At 33.2% G+C, this 19,184-nt stretch carries 20 protein-coding genes; 10 read left to right on the plus strand and 10 right to left on the minus strand.

Annotated elements, in window-relative coordinates; translation table 11 throughout:
• Positions 1-84 precede the first annotated feature (84 nt).
• Genes OZP11_RS00945 through OZP11_RS00960 form a run of 4 tightly spaced genes read right to left on the minus strand, consistent with a single transcriptional unit; the run spans position 85 to position 2,957 of the window.
• On the minus strand, positions 85-807 hold the full coding sequence (locus tag OZP11_RS00945; protein ID WP_281233369.1) for a head GIN domain-containing protein: 723 nt from the start codon (positions 805-807) through the stop codon (positions 85-87).
• 20 nt (positions 808-827) lie between these two features.
• The gene (locus tag OZP11_RS00950) at positions 828-1,886 is read right to left on the minus strand and encodes a DUF4097 family beta strand repeat-containing protein (RefSeq protein ID WP_281233370.1); all 1,059 of its coding nucleotides are present in this window, start codon (positions 1,884-1,886) and stop codon (positions 828-830) included.
• Positions 1,870-2,406, minus strand: a complete 537-nt coding sequence (locus OZP11_RS00955; RefSeq protein ID WP_281233371.1) for an anti-sigma factor — start codon at positions 2,404-2,406, stop codon at positions 1,870-1,872. The genes OZP11_RS00950 and OZP11_RS00955 overlap by 17 nt, the downstream gene beginning before the upstream one ends.
• Positions 2,403-2,957, minus strand: a complete 555-nt coding sequence (locus OZP11_RS00960) for an RNA polymerase sigma factor (protein ID WP_281233372.1) — start codon at positions 2,955-2,957, stop codon at positions 2,403-2,405. Before OZP11_RS00960 ends, OZP11_RS00955 begins: the two co-directional genes overlap by 4 nt.
• Positions 2,958-3,146: 189 nt before the next feature.
• Here OZP11_RS00960 and OZP11_RS00965 point away from each other — a divergent pair, with 189 nt between their 5' ends.
• The 9 genes from OZP11_RS00965 to rpsA all read left to right on the plus strand — a co-directional run bounded on the left by OZP11_RS00965 (position 3,147) and on the right by rpsA (position 14,006).
• Positions 3,147-4,133, plus strand: a complete 987-nt coding sequence (locus OZP11_RS00965; RefSeq protein ID WP_281233373.1) for a DUF6252 domain-containing protein — start codon at positions 3,147-3,149, stop codon at positions 4,131-4,133.
• A gap of 246 nt (positions 4,134-4,379) precedes the next feature.
• Entirely contained in the window at positions 4,380-6,833 is a 2,454-nt protein-coding gene (lon, locus tag OZP11_RS00970; protein ID WP_281233374.1) for an endopeptidase La, read from the plus strand.
• A 199-nt stretch (positions 6,834-7,032) separates the two neighbouring features.
• A complete protein-coding gene (gene porQ / locus OZP11_RS00975) occupies positions 7,033-8,052 on the plus strand; it encodes a type IX secretion system protein PorQ (RefSeq protein ID WP_281233375.1) in 1,020 nt (339 codons plus the stop codon).
• 5 nt (positions 8,053-8,057) lie between these two features.
• Positions 8,058-8,657 (plus strand): murein L,D-transpeptidase catalytic domain-containing protein, encoded by a 600-nt coding sequence (locus OZP11_RS00980; RefSeq protein ID WP_281233376.1) that lies wholly within the window; start codon positions 8,058-8,060, stop codon positions 8,655-8,657.
• Between the two features lie 228 nt (positions 8,658-8,885).
• Complete coding sequence (cmk, locus tag OZP11_RS00985; protein ID WP_281233377.1) at positions 8,886-9,578, plus strand: (d)CMP kinase; 693 nt, start codon at positions 8,886-8,888, stop codon at positions 9,576-9,578.
• 70 nt (positions 9,579-9,648) lie between these two features.
• Entirely contained in the window at positions 9,649-11,025 is a 1,377-nt protein-coding gene (locus tag OZP11_RS00990) for a nucleoside permease (RefSeq protein WP_281233378.1), read from the plus strand.
• A gap of 123 nt (positions 11,026-11,148) precedes the next feature.
• Positions 11,149-11,358 (plus strand): type II toxin-antitoxin system RelE/ParE family toxin, encoded by a 210-nt coding sequence (locus tag OZP11_RS24900; protein ID WP_432419649.1) that lies wholly within the window; start codon positions 11,149-11,151, stop codon positions 11,356-11,358.
• 134 nt (positions 11,359-11,492) lie between these two features.
• Entirely contained in the window at positions 11,493-11,819 is a 327-nt protein-coding gene (locus OZP11_RS01000; protein ID WP_281233379.1) for a helix-turn-helix domain-containing protein, read from the plus strand.
• A gap of 411 nt (positions 11,820-12,230) precedes the next feature.
• Complete coding sequence (gene rpsA / locus OZP11_RS01005; protein ID WP_012024823.1) at positions 12,231-14,006, plus strand: 30S ribosomal protein S1; 1,776 nt, start codon at positions 12,231-12,233, stop codon at positions 14,004-14,006.
• A gap of 113 nt (positions 14,007-14,119) precedes the next feature.
• Here rpsA and OZP11_RS01010 read toward each other — a convergent pair whose 3' ends face one another.
• The 3 genes from OZP11_RS01010 to OZP11_RS01020 all read right to left on the minus strand — a co-directional run bounded on the left by OZP11_RS01010 (position 14,120) and on the right by OZP11_RS01020 (position 15,755).
• Positions 14,120-14,653, minus strand: a complete 534-nt coding sequence (locus OZP11_RS01010; protein ID WP_281233380.1) for a biopolymer transporter ExbD — start codon at positions 14,651-14,653, stop codon at positions 14,120-14,122.
• A 31-nt stretch (positions 14,654-14,684) separates the two neighbouring features.
• On the minus strand, positions 14,685-15,083 hold the full coding sequence (locus OZP11_RS01015; protein ID WP_349293772.1) for a biopolymer transporter ExbD: 399 nt from the start codon (positions 15,081-15,083) through the stop codon (positions 14,685-14,687).
• Between the two features lie 144 nt (positions 15,084-15,227).
• Positions 15,228-15,755 (minus strand): ExbD/TolR family protein, encoded by a 528-nt coding sequence (locus OZP11_RS01020; RefSeq protein WP_281233381.1) that lies wholly within the window; start codon positions 15,753-15,755, stop codon positions 15,228-15,230.
• A gap of 200 nt (positions 15,756-15,955) precedes the next feature.
• Between OZP11_RS01020 and OZP11_RS01025 the strand changes: the two genes are divergently transcribed.
• Positions 15,956-16,510, plus strand: a complete 555-nt coding sequence (locus OZP11_RS01025) for a fasciclin domain-containing protein (RefSeq protein WP_281233382.1) — start codon at positions 15,956-15,958, stop codon at positions 16,508-16,510.
• Between the two features lie 72 nt (positions 16,511-16,582).
• Here the strand turns inward: OZP11_RS01025 and OZP11_RS01030 are convergent, their stop codons facing one another.
• The 3 genes from OZP11_RS01030 to OZP11_RS01040 all read right to left on the minus strand — a co-directional run bounded on the left by OZP11_RS01030 (position 16,583) and on the right by OZP11_RS01040 (position 19,137).
• Entirely contained in the window at positions 16,583-17,428 is an 846-nt protein-coding gene (locus tag OZP11_RS01030) for an EamA family transporter (RefSeq protein WP_281233383.1), read from the minus strand.
• Positions 17,429-17,492: 64 nt separating this feature from the next.
• Positions 17,493-17,636 carry an SsrA-binding protein gene (locus OZP11_RS01035; RefSeq protein ID WP_281233384.1) on the minus strand — a complete coding sequence of 48 codons (144 nt, stop codon included), beginning with the start codon at positions 17,634-17,636 and terminating at the stop codon, positions 17,493-17,495.
• Positions 17,637-17,706: 70 nt separating this feature from the next.
• The gene (locus OZP11_RS01040) at positions 17,707-19,137 is read right to left on the minus strand and encodes a serine hydrolase (RefSeq protein ID WP_281233385.1); all 1,431 of its coding nucleotides are present in this window, start codon (positions 19,135-19,137) and stop codon (positions 17,707-17,709) included.
• Positions 19,138-19,184: the final 47 nt, after the last annotated feature.

Below are 19,184 nucleotides of genomic sequence, written 5' to 3' on the forward strand. Positions count from 1 at the left end.
CGCCTTTTAAATAATTTATATCACGAAATGAAGAAATTTGATTGATGATGATTTTTGAATTTCGTGATATTTTTTTGAATTAATTTAAACTTTTGTAATAGTTCCGGAACCCGAAACTTTTACATCTCTTTTTTCCGGATTTCCAACGTATCTTATATTTCCTGAGCCTGATACTCTTGCTGTTAAACTATCATTGCAGCTTACTTTACTGTTTCCTGATCCCGAAATAACAGCATCAACATGTTTCGATTTTAAGTCCGAAGCATCGATATCTCCTGACCCTGAAAGTCTTGAAGAGAAATTGCCCGCCGTTCCTTTTAAGTGTACGTTTCCGGAACCGCTTACTGTTAGTTCTACGTTATCAGCATCCACCGGCAGTGTTAAGTTTCCTGAACCTGAAAGCTTAACCGAAAATTTATCGCTTTTAATGATGTCTTTGGACTTAACATCTCCTGAACCGGCTAAGCTTAGTTCTGAAATTTTTTCAAAAGGAACCGTTATTCGAATGTTTTTAGTTGGTTTAATATTCTTAAATCTTTCAACATAAATTTTCAGCGAATTGTCTTCAACTTCAACTTTAATCGAAGAAAGTAAATTCTCTTCACCTGTAATAGTAATTTTTCCTTCTTTTCCCGCAGTTAAATCGACATCAAAAAAGCCTGATATTTTAATGTCGTTATAATCTCCTGTATTTCTGGTTTGGGTAACTATTTTACCGTTTCCTTTTAATTTGCTTTTGTCCTGTGACTGGGCGTTCCCGCTTGCAAAAAACAGGGCCAAAGCGAAAAGTAAAATTGATTTTTTCATTGTTTTGATTGTTTAGATGATTAATTTTTTACTAGTGAAATATTTCCGTAGTGCGAAGTAATATTGACTTTATTCTGACCTTTTTTCTTGTAATAACCGCTTATTCTTTTAGAGTTGCTTTTAATTTCAGAAACCGAAACTTCTAAATTATTATCGTGTTTTATATTTGAATATCGGGCTGATATATCAAAATCAAAGGCATAATTTACGGCATAACCAAGAGATATATCTGTATATCCGGAATTTATGCTTACGTTTCCGGCCTTGTCGCTCATGGTTCCAATGTTGATTTTGCTGTAATTGGTATCAAAATTTAAATTGCTCGAAACTTCACCTATAGAAATCGTTAAATAATTGCCTGATCCGTTAAGAGAGTTTATTTTCTGGAATTTAAAAGTTCCGTAATTACAATCGTATTTAATGTTTTGTCCTTCATTCAGGTTGACATCTGTATAACTTGCATTCAAATTCAAATTTCCTGAATCATTAATTTTTAAACCCGAATATTTGGCGTCGATATTTCCGGTTTTGATATAATCAATACTGGAGTTTTGGCAGTACGAGATTTCAATCTGATTATTCGGTCCGTTTAATTTGCCTAAAGTTACTTTGCCATATTTACAATTAATATCTGTTGCTGCTTCTAAATTTAAGGTTGAGATATTGCCGTATTTATTGATTAGCTTAACAGATCCGTTTTTTGGGATTTTAACCACGTAATTTATTTCAAAGCTATTATTGCTTCCTCTACTTTTTAGAGAAGAATTTCCAATATTGGTTACCGCAGAAACTAAGCCTTTTAAAGCCGTAATATCAACATCAATACTGTTTAGACGCTCGTTTACCCAGTTTTCGTTAGGCCCGTTTACTTTTATCGTAATGTCCAGATCAATTTTATCTTCATCCCAGGTCGAGACAGAAATATTACCGTATTTATTATCAATATCGATTCCTGCATTTGAGTTTACGATATAGGTTTTTTTGATGCTTTTTTGTTTTGATATGTAAGTATCATCATTTGAGAATCCCAGAAAAGGAATCAAAAGCAATAGGATTAATAAATTATAATGTTTTTTCATCAGATGTGTTTTTTAGGTTTTCGTTTTCTTCAATTCGCTGTAATACAGTCTGCAGGAAAGAAATTCTTGTCTGCAGATTGCTGATCATTGCGTAAATAATCTGTTTGTTTTCTCCGTTTTTCTGAACTTCTTTAATGATCTTTTCGTAATCGGCATCAAAAACCTTCATTTGTTTTAGAGCATCATTAATGATTTGTTCGTTTTCAGGAGAGTTTTTTTCTTTTAATTTAACCAGCTCATTCTCGATCAAAATATTGAAGATAGAATCTGTACGTTTGGTTTCTTTCGAAGCAAACTTAAATTCCTTTGGCTTTTCATTTTGGTTATAAAACAGAGATATTCCTAAAAGCACGGCTATCGAAGCTGCAATGGCCCATCCGGTATAATTTTTCTTTTTGGGCTGTTTTTTGTTCAATTTATTTAAAAAATCAATCTGATGATCGGGGTTAATTTCCTCAATATCCCACTGATTTTCAAATTTGTTAAATAGTTGATCTAATTCGTCATTTTCCTTTTTCATATATCCTCTAATTTTTTTCGTAAATTTTCTTTAGCCCTGCTTAAAGTAGTTCTGCAGTTGGCGTAGCTTATATTCAATATTTCACAAATTTCTTCCTGATCGTAGCCTTCAATATAAAAGAGCGTCAAAACCATTCTGTAGTTATCCTTTAGGCCTGCAATAGTGTCTAAAACCTGTTTCACTTTAAGCGAATTCAGATCAATGCTTTCAGACATTACAGAATCGTTTTCTTCTATTTTGAAAAGTGTTTTGTTCAGGTCTTCCATCTGAAAAGTATTGTTTTTCTTATAAAAATCAATACTATAATTAATAATGATTCTTTTAAGCCATGCTCCAAAAGCGACTTCCTGTCTGTAATCGTTAATTTTTGTAAAAGCTTTCAAGAAACCTTCCTGCATGACGTCTTGCGCGAAGTGTTCGTCTTTTACAATTCGGTATGCAGCGTTGTACATCGCTTTACAATACCGGTTGTAAATTTCAAACTGTGCTTTTTGATTGTTGTTTTTACAAAGCGCGATTAATTCTTCGATATTTTGATTAGTTATACTCAAGTATTAGATGCTGGTTTATTATAATGACTTTGCTTTTTTTGGTTTGTTACAGTTTTATAAAATTAATTTTATTTTTTCTTGAAATAATTTTAATAATACTAACAGCTTATAATTTTTTAAGAATAAAATTGTGTGAGATTATTATTTCATTGGATAAAATCTATATTTGCATGTAAAACAAATTTAGTCATGAGAAAAAATACTATTTTATTTCTATTGCTTTTAGCAATAGGCAGCTTTTTTAGTTCCTGCAGCGGAGATTTTGACAGTGGTCTGGATCTGTCGAATTCAGAAAACAATGGAAACGGAAATGTAGATCAAAAGGGCATTTTTAAAGCTAAGGTTGAAGGAGAAGAATTTACTGCAAATACCACACAAGCGATTGTATCTGATAATTATGTAGCTATAACAGGTTTCAGATCTTCTAAAGGAGATTTAATCCAGATGATTTTGCCAAGTAATAAAGTAGGAACCTATTCATGGGCAAACAGTCAGGAAAATGCAGAAAATTTTGTTCTGGCTTATGCTGAGGCAACAAATGGATACGGATTTGTCAGTGCTTCAAACGAAGATGCAGCATTTTTAGGTGTACAAAATTATACTGACACTGCGCTTATTAAAATTACTTCGGTAGATAAAACACAAAAAACAATTTCAGGGACATTTCAGTTTACTGGATTTAGAGAGGCTGACAATGGTTCGACTGAAATAAAAGTGGTTACAAGCGGGGTTTTTACCAATATACCCTATACAGAAAATATTCCTGTTGATGATTCAGATGATATCCTGAAAGCAAAAGTAGACGGAGTTGATTTTATAACCGACAAGATCGATGTAACCAGTGTAAGTGCGAGCGGCAGTAACCCGTATTACAGTATAGTAGGAGGAAAGAATGATGGTAACTCAAGTATTGGTCTGAGCATTGATAAATCATCTCCTGTTGGAACCTATCAGGCATCAGATGTTTTCTTAAACGAAGGAGAGGATATAAATGTTTTTGGCGCTTATTACAGAACTAATGATGTTTTGTACAGATCTAAATCAGGTTCAATAAAAATTGCTTTAAAAACAGCAGATAAAATAGAGGGAACTTTTAATTTTGTGGTCCAAAATTTCACTTCGGGCGATGAAAAGACACTTACAGGCTCTTTTAGTATTAATATAGAAGATTTGTAATAAGAAGCTTTCGAAAAAATTAAATCCGCCTTGTGCGGATTTTTTTTGGTAAAACAATTTGGTTTTATTAGTTTGGCTGATTAAATAGATATTTTAATATTCCATTCTTGGCATAAAGATTGCCTATTTTAATGGCATATCTTGTAAATTAAGTGTTTAGTTTATTTTTGTTGGAAAATACTGAATCTAAGACTTTGTTTGCAGGAAATATGAATTTTTTAATGACAAAACGACTTATATATAATTATGTCAAATCATAAAATACTTACTATTGACAATCTGTCACTTCAGGAATTCGATTCAGAAGCAGAATTAATTCCACTATTGACACCGGAGGACGAAGAGGAAATGAACAACGAGGAACTTCCTGTTTCTCTGCCAATCTTGCCTTTACGAAATACTGTTTTATTTCCGGGAGTGGTTATTCCAATTTCTGCAGGAAGAGACAAGTCAATAAAACTTATTAATGATGCCAATGCAGGCGGAAAAATCATTGGTGTAGTTTCTCAGATTAATGAAGAAGATGAAGATCCGTCAAAAGATGATATTCATAAAATAGGAACTGTAGCACGTATTTTACGTGTTCTGAAGATGCCAGATGGAAACGTAACCGTTATTTTACAAGGGAAAAAGCGTTTTGAAATTCATGAAGTAGTTTCAGAAGAGCCTTATATGACTGCAACGATCAAAGAGGTTTCAGAAGAACGTCCGGATGAAAATGACAGCGAATTTACTGCTATTTTAGATTCTGTTAAAGAACTGGCAATCCAGATCATTAAAGAAAGCCCAAATATTCCTTCCGAAGCCACATTTGCAATTAAAAATATTGAAAGCCAGTCGTTTTTAATCAATTTTGTGTCTTCAAATATGAATTTATCCGTAAAAGAGAAACAAGGACTTTTATCGATAAATGGTTTAAAAGAACGCGCATTAGAAACACTTCGTTATATGAATGTTGAGCTTCAAAAATTAGAATTGAAGAACGATATTCAGTCAAAAGTTCGCTTTGATCTGGATCAGCAGCAAAGAGAATATTTCCTTCACCAGCAAATGAAAACCATTCAGGAAGAATTGGGAGGTGTTTCGCAGGAAGAGGAAATGGACGAAATGGGGCTGAAGGCCAAAACAAAAAAATGGGACGAAAAGACGCAGAAACACTTTGAAAAAGAATTGTCTAAAATGCGTCGTATGAATCCTCAGTCTCCTGATTTTGGAATTCAGCGTAACTATTTAGAATTATTTTTAGAACTGCCATGGGGCGAGTATTCTAAAGATAAATTTGATTTAAAATATGCTCAGAAAATATTAGATAAGGATCATTTTGGACTTGATGAAGTTAAGAAAAGAATGATCGAGCATTTAGCGGTTTTAAAACTGCGAAATGACATGAAATCGCCAATTATATGTTTAACAGGACCTCCGGGAGTAGGTAAAACGTCTATTGGACGTTCTGTTGCTGAAGCCTTAGGACGTGAATACGTGCGTATTTCATTAGGCGGTTTACGTGATGAAGCTGAAATCCGCGGACACAGAAAGACGTATATCGGAGCAATGCCGGGCCGTATTATCCAAAGTTTGAAAAAAGCCGGAACTTCAAATCCTGTATTTATTTTAGATGAAATTGATAAATTATCAAGCGGGCACAGCGGTGATCCTTCTTCGGCTTTATTAGAAGTTTTAGATCCGGAACAAAACAGCGCTTTTTATGATAATTTCCTTGAAATGGGATATGATTTATCTAAAGTGATGTTCATTGCGACTTCAAACAACATGGCAGCAATTCAGCCGGCTCTTCGTGACCGAATGGAAGTAATTAAAATGTCAGGTTATACAATTGAAGAAAAAGTTGAAATTGCAAAAAGACACCTTTTTCCAAAACAATTGGAAGCACACGGATTAACTGCCAAAGATTTAACGATTGGTAAAAAACAATTAGAAAAAATTGTAGAAGGTTATACACGCGAATCCGGTGTTCGTAATCTGGAAACAAAAATTGCTCAGGTAATCCGAAATGCTGCAAAAGCAGTTGCGATGGAAGAAGAGTACAATAAAAAGGTTACAGACGAGGATATCGTGAAAGTCTTGGGTGTTCCAAGATTAGAGCGTGACAAATACGAAAATAACGATGTTGCAGGAGTAGTTACAGGTTTGGCCTGGACAAGTGTAGGGGGCGATATTTTATTCATTGAATCGTTGATTTCTGAAGGTAAAGGTTCACTTACGCTTACCGGAAACCTTGGAAATGTAATGAAAGAATCGGCTACCATTGCACTTGAATACATTAAGGCAAATGCTAAAAAGTTAGGTTTGTCTATTGAATTGTTCCAAAAATACAATATTCACCTGCACGTTCCGGAAGGAGCAACTCCTAAAGACGGACCAAGTGCCGGTATTGCAATGCTTACTTCTTTGGTTTCGTTACTGACTCAGAAGAAAATTAAGAAAAGCTTAGCTATGACAGGAGAAATTACACTTCGTGGAAAAGTATTACCTGTTGGTGGTATCAAAGAAAAAATACTGGCTGCCAAAAGGGCTGGTATTAAAGAAATTATCTTATGTCACGAAAACAAAAGTGATATTGATGAAATTAAAGAAGAATATTTAGAAGGTTTATCTTTTCATTATGTAAAAGAAATGAGTGAAGTACTTGCAATAGCACTAACAGATCAAAATGTTAAGAATGCAAAAGTACTGAAGTAACTTTTTGAAATTTCAAATTTTAAAAATCCAAATTCCAATTCTCTGCAATTTGGATTTTTTTATTTCTGATATGTACAGTTTGAAGCCTGAAAAATATTCTTGCAATTGATTTTTAAGTACTTATAAAATTTATTTTTTAAGTTATATAATTTTATATTTGTCTTTGCGTTATTCCCATATAGGAACGCCCCAAAAACGAATGTTAAAACACCTTGTTTTATTTTTAATGATGCTAATTTGTTCGGTTTCGTTCGGGCAGATTGGAGGGCGTTACACCTATCAATTCCTAAATCTGACAACAAATCCGCGTCAGGCGGCGCTTGGCGGTAAGATAATAACAATTTATGATGAAGATGTCAATCAGGCCATGTCTAATCCTGCAGCTTTAAATCAGGATATGGATAACCACCTGGCCCTGAATTACGGAAATTATTATGGTGAGGCTTCTTACGGAACAGCTTCATATGCCTATACGTATGACCGGCATGTTCAGACTTTTTATGCAGGAGTAAATTACGTAAACTACGGATCTTTTGAAGGTTATGATGAGAACGGTCAAAAAACTTCTGATTTTACAGGAAGCGAAGGTGCTTTGTCAGTAGGTTATGCTTATAATGTTCCTTTTACAGACCTTCATATAGGCGTAAATGGTAAATTAATTACTTCTACCCTGGAAACTTATAATTCGTTTGGTGCCGCAGTTGATGTAGGTCTCTTATATGTTGATGAAAGAAATGATATAAACTTTGCATTGGTATTTAGAAATATAGGCACGCAGTTTAAAACATATGCAGGAATACAGGAAAATTTACCATTTGAGATTACTGCCGGAATTTCGCAGGAATTAGATCATGTTCCTATTCGATGGCATCTAACTTTGGAGAATTTACAGCAATGGAATATTTCTTTTTCAAATCCTGTTCGCGGCGAAACGAATATTGACGGATCAACAAATCCTGAGAAAGTTTCGTTTGTAAATAATGCGCTGAGACATGTTCTTTTTGGGGTAGAATTGTTCCCGAAAAGAGCTGTAAATCTTCGTTTGGGATATAATTTTAGAAGAGGAGAAGAATTACGTGTAGAAGAACAGCGTAATTTTTCCGGAGTTTCATTAGGTTTTGGATTACGTATGAATAAGTTAAAGTTTAACTATTCCTATTCACGATATACATTGGCAGGAAATACAAGTCTTTTTGGTTTAATATTAAATTTTCAATAATCTATATGAAGCTCTTTAGTTTATTTTTGTTTATGACTGTTGGTTTTTTTACGGGGTCAAAAAATTACTTCAAAGAAGAATCCATTACAAACGTAGAAATAGAAAGGATTAACACCAGAATTGGCGAAATTAAAAATATGATCGATGTTGATCATAAATACAATGCTAAAATTGCTTTTTTGGTAGATATGAAAGTTCCGTCCGGCAAAAACCGGTTTTTTGTTTATGATTTAGAAAAAAATGAAGTTATTGATCAGGGGCTTGTAGCTCACGGTTCCGGATCAGAGACAGGCGTAAAAGGAATGCTTCGATTTAGTAATACACCTAATTCTAATTGTACGGCTTTAGGGAAATATACAATTGAGAAATGTTATAAAGGAATGTTTGGAAAGGCGTATAAACTTAACGGTCTGGAAGAAACGAATAACAATGCTTTTAAGAGAGCCATTGTATTGCATCATTATTCGGCAGTACCTTATGAAGAACAGAATTATTACATCAGTAACAGCCATGGATGTCCAATGGTTAATGAGCAGTTTTTTAAAAGGATAGAAAAAATAATTGACAGCTCTAAGTCGAAAATTATAATGGATATTTATTATTAATTGAAGATTTATAGATACAAATAGTAATAAGCCTTTTATGATCACAGAATGATTGTAAAAGGATTTTTTGAGTCAGGTCCAGACTTAAAAAATATATCGTATAGGAAAAATATTAGTATTATTTAGTGCGCAATTTGAAAAGAAAGATAGCTACATTTGCACTAGTTCATGAGCTTTCTCTGAGGTTCGGGCCTATTCATTAAAAGATTAAAATTAAAACATAAAAAATTGAAAAAGATTACGATTGCTATAGACGGATTTTCATCAACAGGAAAAAGTACTTTGGCAAAACAATTGGCAAAAGAGTTGGAATATGTTTACGTTGATACGGGAGCTATGTATCGCGCCGTTGCTTATTTTGCTATGCAGAATAAATTAATTGGGGCTGATTTTTTTGATAAGCAGGCTTTGGTAACCGAATTGCCAAAAATCCAATTGGAATTTAAGTTTAATGCTGATTTAGGATTTGCTGAAATGTATTTGAATGGTGAAAATGTAGAAAAGCAAATCAGGACAATCGAGGTTTCTAGCTTTGTGAGTAAAGTTGCAGCTGTCTCTGAAGTTCGTGCTAAGTTAGTAGAACAACAACAGGAAATGGGAAAAAACAAAGCCATCGTTATGGATGGGAGAGATATAGGAACGGTAGTTTTTCCTGATGCTGAGCTTAAAATTTTTATGACTGCAAGTCCGGAAACTCGTGCTCAAAGACGTTTTGATGAATTGCAGCAAAAAGGAGATAATGTATCTTATGAAGAAGTTTTGCAAAACGTAGTAGAACGAGATAATCTGGATACTAGTCGTGAAGATTCGCCATTGGTAATTGCTGATGACGCAATAGAAATAGATAATTCTTACTTAAATAAAGAAGAACAATTTACTGCCGTTTTGGAATTAGTAAATGATGTAGTAAAAAAGGCGTAATTTTTTGCAGATATTATTTTAAAAAATTAGTTTTACCGCTTTATTTTATTTAAAAGACAATTTTTATCATATGGGGATTAAAAATAGATTGATTTTAATGAGCTTTCTTCAATTTTTTGTTTGGGGAGCCTGGCTTATAACAATAGGAAATTATTGGTTTGGCACAAAAAACTGGGAAGGAACTCAATTTGGTCTGGTTTTCGGAACCATGGGAATTGCTTCTCTTTTTATGCCCACTCTTACCGGTATTATTGCTGATAGATGGGTGAATGCCGAAAAACTATATGGAGTCCTTCATATTTTATATGCAGTAGTTTTATTTTCAATTGCGCATGTAACTACACCTGATACTTTTATTATCGTAATGCTTTTGGCTATGTGTTGTTATATGCCTACAATTGCATTGAGTAATTCTATATCGTATACTTCTCTTAAGCTGAATAATAAAGATATTGTAAAAGATTTTCCGCCAATTCGCGTTTGGGGAACAATTGGATTTATTGTTGCTATGTGGATTACTAACTTGAGCGGAAGTAAAGCAACGGAATATCAGTTTTATATTGCTGGAATAGGTGCTTTAATACTTGGATTTTATGCTTTTACATTGCCAAAATGTAAACCACAGCGTTTAATTAAAGAAAATGCAACTTGGACTGAAACATTAGGCTTGGAATCCTTTAAATTATTTGGAAATTACAAAATGGCTTTGTTTTTTGTGTTTTCTATGTTTTTAGGAGGAGCACTTCAATTAACAAATGCTTACGGAGATGTGTTTTTGGATGAGTTTAAACATTTTCCAAAATATGCAGATTCATTTGTAATTCAGTATTCAACTATCATTATGTCAATTTCTCAGGTTTCTGAGACACTGTTTATTTTAGCAATTCCATTTTTCTTGAGACGTTTCGGAATTAAACAAGTTATGCTGATAAGTATGCTGGCTTGGGTTTTACGTTTCGGATTATTTGCTTTTGGAGATCCTGTAAATGGTTTATGGATGATTATTTTATCTTGTATTGTTTACGGAATGGCATTTGATTTCTTTAATATTTCAGGTTCTTTATTCGTAGAGAGCAATACAGATTCTAAAATTCGTTCGTCAGCGCAGGGATTATTTATGATGATGACAAATGGAGTAGGAGCGGTTTTAGGAAGTTTAACATCTGGCTGGGCGATTGATCGTTTTTTTACAAAATCATTCAATACAACTACTGAATTAGCTGGATTTTTGCAAACGGATGCTTCTAATGAAAAAATGGCTGAATTTGTAAAAAGTCAAGGAAATTCAATTTCGACTGAAGGTGTTTTTACGAATCCAATACTAATGAAAGACTGGCATACGATCTGGTTGTCGTTTGCTATTTATGCTTTGGTAATTGCAATTGCTTTTGCAGTATTGTTTAAGCATAAACATGATCCAAAAGAAATTGAGAATTTGAGTCATTAAAATAAGATTTAATCTTTTTTGACGTTATTAAGTTGAAGAAGTAAAATAATAATAAAATATAAAATACCACAAAAGTTTCTAAGTTTAGAAACTTTTGTGGTATTTTTGTTATATCTAAATTGAATGAAATATTTTGAAACTAGATTTTTAGAAGAAGCTGATAAATTTATTTCCACATTAGATCGAAAAGCTATTGTTAAAATACTGTATAATATAGATTTAGCTGAAAAGAATAACGATCCAAAACTATTTAAAAAGTTGGATAATTATATATGGGAGTTTAGGATTAGATTTAATGGTTTGCAAATTAGGTTTTTAGCATTTTGGGATTAAACCAACAATCAAGAAACTTTAGTTTTTGCAACTCACGGCTTTATTAAAAAAGCAGATAAAATTCCATCAAAAGAAATTGAAAAAGCAAACAAAATAAGATTGAATTATTTCGAAAATAAGTAAAATTCATAAAGATGACAAAAGAAAGAATAAAGTCCTATTCTCTTTCTGAGATGAAAGATAAGTATATTGGTGAGATTGGAACTCCTGAAAGAGACCAATATGAATATGAACTTAGCATGGAAATTCTCGGCAGAATGATAAAAACTGCAAGAAAAGAAAGAAATCTAACTCAAAATCAGTTAGGCGAATTGATTGGAGTGAAAAAAGCTCAAATTTCAAAATTAGAAAGTAGTGCTAATAGTGCAACAATAGATACAGTTATAAAAGTTTTTAAAGCATTGAAGGCGGAAATCAGTTTTAACGTGAAAATTGAAAATCAGAGTTTGCAGGTTTCGTAGCAATCTTTCTCAAAGTTTTGAAAATAAAATAACATATAGACCCGACGGATTTTTATAACCTGTCGGGTTTGGTGTATTTTTCGTTTTAATCTTATGAAATCAAAACTTCTTATCTAGCCCCGATAGTAGTGGAAATACTTTTGTGATCTCGTTTCTTTAACGAGAGCACAAAAGATTGTAACGAATAGCGGGACAAAACGTCTTTAAAAGCCTTAAATCGTCTGCTTCTTATTAATATACTGATAATCATATCGGTTTTGTTTTGTTAATTCAGAAAATTGTATTAATTTTGCAGTCCTTTTGGCAGAGAAGAGTTTCCATTAGGAATCAACCATTTATGTAAAACAACTTCTGTATTTTCTATCGCATAGAGAAACTCGAGAAAAACAGAATACAAATTTTTTTATCAGCATGTCTGAACAAACAAAATCACAAGAAGAGTTTTTAGCAAATTTTAACTGGCACAACTTCCAAGAAGGAATCGATGCAGTAGATGAGAAAAACTTGCAAGAGTTTGAAGAACTAGTATCAAAAACTTTCATCGCTACAGATCAAGAAGAAGTAGTTGAAGGAGTTGTTGTTAGAATTACAGATAGAGACGTTATCGTTGATATCAATGCTAAATCTGAAGGTGTTATTTCTTTAAACGAATTTCGTTACAACCCAAATTTAAAAGTAGGTGACAAAGTAGAAGTATTAATCGACATCCGTGAGGATAAAACTGGTCAATTAGTATTATCTCACAGAAAAGCACGTACTATCAAATCTTGGGATAGAGTTATTGCAGCAAATGAAACTGGAGAAATCGTTAACGGTTTTGTTAAATGCAGAACTAAAGGAGGTATGATTGTTGACGTATTCGGAATCGAAGCGTTCTTACCTGGATCTCAAATTGACGTTAAGCCAATTAGAGACTACGATGTATATGTAAACAAAATGATGGAATTCAAAGTGGTAAAAATCAACCACGAATTCAAAAACGTTGTTGTATCTCATAAAGCTCTTATCGAGGCTGATATTGAAGTACAGAAAAAAGAAATCATCGGTCAATTACAAAAAGGACAAGTATTAGAAGGTGTTGTTAAAAACATTACTTCTTATGGTGTGTTCATTGACTTAGGTGGTGTTGACGGATTAATTCACATTACTGACCTTTCTTGGAGCAGAATCAATCACCCAAGTGAAGTTCTTGAATTAGACCAAAAATTAAACGTTGTAATCCTTGATTTCGATGATGAGAAAACAAGAATTCAATTAGGATTGAAACAATTAAACGCTCACCCATGGGATGCTTTAGATGCTAACTTAACTGTTGGTGATAAAGTTAAAGGTAAAGTAGTTGTAATCGCTGATTACGGTGCATTTATCGAAGTTGCTGAAGGTGTTGAAGGTTTAATCCACGTTTCTGAAATGTCATGGTCAACTCACTTACGTTCTGCTCAGGACTTCGTGAAAGTTGGAGATGTTGTTGAAGCAGTTATCTTAACTCTTGACAGAGAAGATCGTAAGATGTCATTAGGTATCAAACAATTGACTCAAGATCCATGGACTGACATTACTTCTAAATACCCAGTAGGTTCTAAACACACAGGTATCGTTAGAAACTTTACAAACTTTGGTATTTTCGTAGAATTAGAAGAAGGAATTGATGGATTAATCTACATCTCTGACTTATCTTGGACTAAGAAAATTAAACACCCATCTGAGTTTGTAAACGTTGGTGAAAAACTTGATGTTGTTGTATTAGAATTAGATGTTGAAGGACGTAAATTATCTTTAGGTCACAAACAAACTACTGCTAATCCTTGGGATCAATACGAAGATTCTTTCGCTGTAGGAACTATCCACAATGGTGAGATTTCTGAAATCGTTGACAAAGGAGCTACTGTAGAATTCGGAGATGATATCGTTGCTTTCATTCCTACTCGTCACCTTGAAAAAGAAGACGGAAAGAAATTGAAAAAAGGTGATACAGCTGATTTCAAAGTAATCGAATTCAACAAAGAATTCAAAAGAGTTGTTGCTTCTCACACTGCTATCTTCAGAGAAGAAGAAGAGAAAAACGTGAAAGCTGCTGCTGAAACTACTGCATCTGCATCTACAAACGCACCAGCTGCGACTTTAGGTGACAACAATGATGTATTAGCTGCTTTAAAAGCTAAAATGGAAAAAACTGAGAAAAAATAATTCTTGGCTTTTTTATAAATAGAAAGTCCCACAGCAATGTGGGACTTTTTTTTATGTTTAAAGTTGTCTTTTGAGCGGAGTCGAGAAACTTTTTGAAAATGAAATAGTTTTAATTAGTTTAAAGCTATTAATTTTGATTCTTCTGGAGTAAAATCATTAACAATAACATAAGTATCGATTCCTGTAATAGCAATTTCATCTAAGATATCAACCAAGTTTTTAAAACTACATTTTTTACTAGGTTTGATAATTACGGCAATCCCTCTTCCCGGTTTTCCTAATTGAGCGGAATAATTGAGTGTGTTTTTATTTTCTTTGAAGAGCTCTTTCCTAATTCCGTCCTTTCCATATGCTATATGTTTTGGTGAAACTATTGGAGTACTTAGTAATCCTTTGTAACAAACTAATCTATTATCCTCTCCAAGTAAAATGGTATAAGAACGATCTTCACCATCGCAACTGATAACTCTTTCTCCGCATGTGTAGCTATCATAATCGGGCAAACCCAAATTCATCACTTTTTTCTTAGATAATTCACCTACAACCATAAAAAATATAATCAGCAAAAAAGAAACGCTGACCATTGCGGTTAAATCGACTTTTGATACAAGTTTTTTACTTCTTACTTTTTGGGGAAGATTTTTCATATCGATAAGGTTAGATTAATTAATTGAGTTTTTAATTTGAAGCCAATAATTTAGATTCCTCTGGAGTATAATAATCCACAACAGAATAAGAGTTGATATTACATATTTTAATTTCATCAAGTATATCAACTAGATTTCCATAGTTTGAGTTTTTGCTTGGTTTGATAATTACAGTTACTCCTCTTCCAGGTTTGCCAAGTTGTGCAGAATATTCTAAGACCTTTTTGTTTCGCTCAATTATTTCTTTTCTAATTCCGTTTTTTCCATACTGAACTTCTTTAGGTTCTTCAATAGGAAAATTAACTAATCCTATATACGTAACTATTCTGTTATTCTGATCTAGGAGTATGGTCATTGTTCGGTTTTCATCAGGATTAAAGCAACCTAATTCTGGTCCACAACCTCCACCTGAAAAGTCTTGATTCATCATTTTAGGTTTTGATAATCACCTACAACCATAAAAAATATAATCAGCAAAAAAGATACGCTGACCATTGCGGTTAAATCGACTCTTGAATTTAGTTTTTTACTTCTGACTTTTTGAGGTAGATTTTGCATGTCTTTAAAGTTTAAGTTAATTTGAAGCGAGTAATTTAGATTCCTCAGGTGTAAATTCATCAACAATAGCATAAGTATCTATGTTGTTGATTTTCATTTCATCTAATATGTCAATTAGGTTTTTAAAACTACTGTTTTTACTGGGTTTTATGATTACAATTACACTGCTCTTAGGCTTTCCTACAGAAATCATTCTCTCATCTACGGATTTTTTATGTACAAATATTTCTTTTCTAATTCCGTTTTTGCCGTATTCAGATTTTTTTGGAGCTTCATAAGGATCAGACAGAGTTCCAGAGTAAGTAACAATTTTATCATTTTTATCTAATAGAATGGTATACAATCTACTACCATCTATACATCCTCTTGATCCACCACAACCTGGGTATTTATCTGGTAAACTCAAGTCCATACCATTAGGCTTAGACAATTCGCCAACCACCATAAAAAATATAATCAGCAAAAAAGAAACGCTGACCATAGCGGTTAAATCAACTCTTGAACTCAGTTTTTTACTTCTTATTTTTTTAGGTAGATTATTCATAATAAAATATTTTATTTCTAAAAATAATAATAAAAAGAAAACAAAATCAATTTATTTAAAAATATTTTTAGAACAGTAAAACCTTATGAAATCACGATTTAAAACAGAAATCTCTACTTATTTTAAACAGTTAAAAAAAATATTTAAAACCAAAACTACTTTATCACCGTAAATGAGCTTATAACTTAAAAACATTGATTATGAAAACTAGAAAATTTTTAGCAGCAGCAGTTTTAGCTTTAGGATTTGCATTTGCATCAAATGCTCAAAAATCAGTTATGGTTGGGGGAGCAGCAATGTATCCAAATAAAAACATTATTGAGAATGCCGTAAATTCAAAAGATCATACAACTTTGGTTGCAGCAGTAAAAGCAGCAGATTTAGTAGAAACTTTAAAAGGTAAAGGTCCATTTACTGTTTTTGCTCCAACAAATGCAGCGTTTGACAAATTACCCAAAGGAACTGTTGAGTCATTATTAAAACCTGAAAATAAAAAGAAACTGCAAACGATCCTGACCTATCATGTTGCTGCCGGAAAATGGAGTTCTGCAGATATTGCCAAAGCAATTAAAGATGGAAAAGGAAAAGCAAGTATTAAAACAGTTGAAGGAGGAACTTTAACAGCATGGATGAAAGGAAAAGATTTATATATAAGCGATGAGAACGGAAACAAAGCTAAAGTGACAATTGCCGATGTGAATCAGTCAAATGGTGTAATTCACGTTATTGATGCTGTTTTGATGCCAAAAAAATAATTGAAAACAATCCTGTAATATCCAAAAAAAGCTCTGTAGTTTATCTGCAGAGCTTTTTCTAGTTTTGAGCTTTTATCTTTTACTGGTCAGTGTACTTCCGGCAGATGCGATTACGACACAAACAACAGCCAAAATTTCGTAGAAACTTAAATTTTCGTGCAAAAATATAAAAGCACAAATCGATGCAGCCGCAGGCTCCAGACTCATTAAAATACTAAAAGTACGCGGTGGCAGTTTTCCTAAAGCTTTCATTTCTAAAGTAAACGGAATGGCACTGGATAAAAGCGCAAGGGCAATTCCCATTCCAAAAAACGTTGGAGTAAGATTCGTAAGTCCGTTTTCGAATAACCCAACAGGTAAAACTAAAATCGCAGCAAACAGCATTCCGACAGAAACAGCGCTTCCATCATTCATAATTCGGGAAATTTTGCCGCCCAAAACAATATATGCCGCCCAAAAAGCACCAGCCAAAAGAGCAAAAAACATACCCATTGAATCTAAGCGGGTATTATTCCACGGAGCCATTAATGAAATTCCAATTGCCGCCAATAAAACCCAGAAGTAATCTATTAAACGTTTTGAACCTATAATAGCCAGTAATAACGGACCAACAAATTCTAATGTCACGGCTAAACCAACCGGAATTCTCGCAATAGCCAGATAAAAAATTAAATTCATGGCGCCTAAACATAAGCCGTACGGAATAACAATTTTCCATTGCTCTCGTGATATTTCTCTTAAGTTTGGTCTGTAAGCCAGTAATAAAATTATAGCAGAAATTCCAATTCGGATTGAAGCGGTTCCTGCTGCTCCTATGGCAGGAAATAATGTTTTTGCAATTGCAGCGCCGCATTGTACACTTATAATTGCCAGTAATACTGCAGGAACGGGAGGGAGGTTTAATTCTCGGTTTTTCATAAAAATAATAACGCAGAAAACGATTGGCATCTTTTTCTGCTGAATAAGCAAAAGGTAATCTGATTTAGCTGTCTAACGCACGTTTTGTAACATAGGCACGATATCCAATTATAGCCATCTGCCACTTTTTTGCTTTCGTGATATCCAATCCTTGTTTGGTAAAACTAGGAAGCAGCATTTTATTTAGTTTGGCTAAAATTTTATACATAGCAGATTTTTTTCGCAAAGATATAAAAAAAGACTTTGTGTTAAAACAAAGTCTTTTAAGAGTATAAAGTTTAAAATTTGAGAATTAGATTATTATCACCGTCAGATTCTCTGTTTATGGCATTTATTGGAGCTTGTATCCAGCCGCTTTTATTGATTACAAATTTAAACAGATGTGTTTCGTTTTTCTTAAACCTCGATTTTGGAATAATTAATTCAAAAGTATTTTTGTTTTTCTGAATCATTTGAAAATCTTTGTCATTAGGATTCCATTTATCAAATGATCCTGCAATAGATACACTTTTAATCAAATTAGGATCTAAATTTTTATCGTGTTCATAAACGAAAACAACATTGTCATCAGTAAGTTTATATCCGTAAATGCCAGATTTCGTTTTGTTTTCGGCAAGTAAATCATTTGAAAGCCTTATGACAGCTTCTCCTAAAGCTTCGGCTGTATTTTCATCGCTTATGTTTACAATAATTGAAATACCCAGCTGGCGTTCGGGATAAATAATCAACATGTTTTGAGTTCCAAATGCACCGCCGTGCTTCCAGCAGTTTTGACCGTTTTGATCTACTTCAATATAATCCCAAAAATACCCGTTCCAGGTTGTTGGGCTATTCAGGAGATTTCGCTGTGATTCTTTTACAATTTTGTTCTTTGTATTAAGTTCATAATTAATGAATTTGGTTAAATCACCTAAAGTAGATTTTAATCTTCCGGCAGCTCCCCAAAGGTTGTCAGAGATACTCGGCATTAGAACTCCTTTCAGGTTGTAACCATTTGCAAGAGCGATATAAGGATTTAAGTTAATACCGGTTGAATTCATTTGAAGTTTTGAAAGAATATTTTCTTTTAAAAGCTCTTCATAACTTTTATGATATACATTTTCTAAGATATGGGCTGTCAGATTAAGGCTTCCGTTGCTGTATTTGAATTTAGTTCCCGGTAAGGTATCTAATTTTATTGTTTTAAGATCTTCAAAGAATTGCTTACGATTGTATGATTCGTCTATCTTTTTAAACGCCAGATAACTGCTGTCATTTCGGTTTTTTCTTAACTCGGCTGTATCGGGCAGATCTTTATCAAAACCGGTTTTAAAAGAAACTAAATCTTTTATTGTAATAGGAGTACCATTGTATTCTAAGTTAGGATATGAACCTGTAATATGTTTTCTTATATCGTCGTCCAGATTTAGTTTTCCTTCTAAAACAGCTTGAGATGCCAGCAGTCCGGTGAACAATTTTGTTATAGAAGCGACTTCAAAAACGGTATTGTTAGTGGCTGTATTGTCTTTTCCTTTGTCAATTTCTCCGTAATGTCTGGTGTATGTTTTTCCATTTTTTACAACGCCTATAGAAATTGAGTTGGCTTTTGATTTTTCTGAAAGAATCGAAGCCGTTTTGTCCATTGCAATATAAATATTCTTTTCGGCCGCTTTTTGCTGGGCATTTCCAATAAATCCAGAACATAGGAATATCGTAAGGATGTATTTCATGATTGATATTTTAGGATTGAATTGTGTATCGAAAACAAAAGAACCAG

This window comes from Flavobacterium gelatinilyticum, from assembly GCF_027111295.1.
Lineage (GTDB): Bacteria > Bacteroidota > Bacteroidia > Flavobacteriales > Flavobacteriaceae > Flavobacterium > Flavobacterium gelatinilyticum.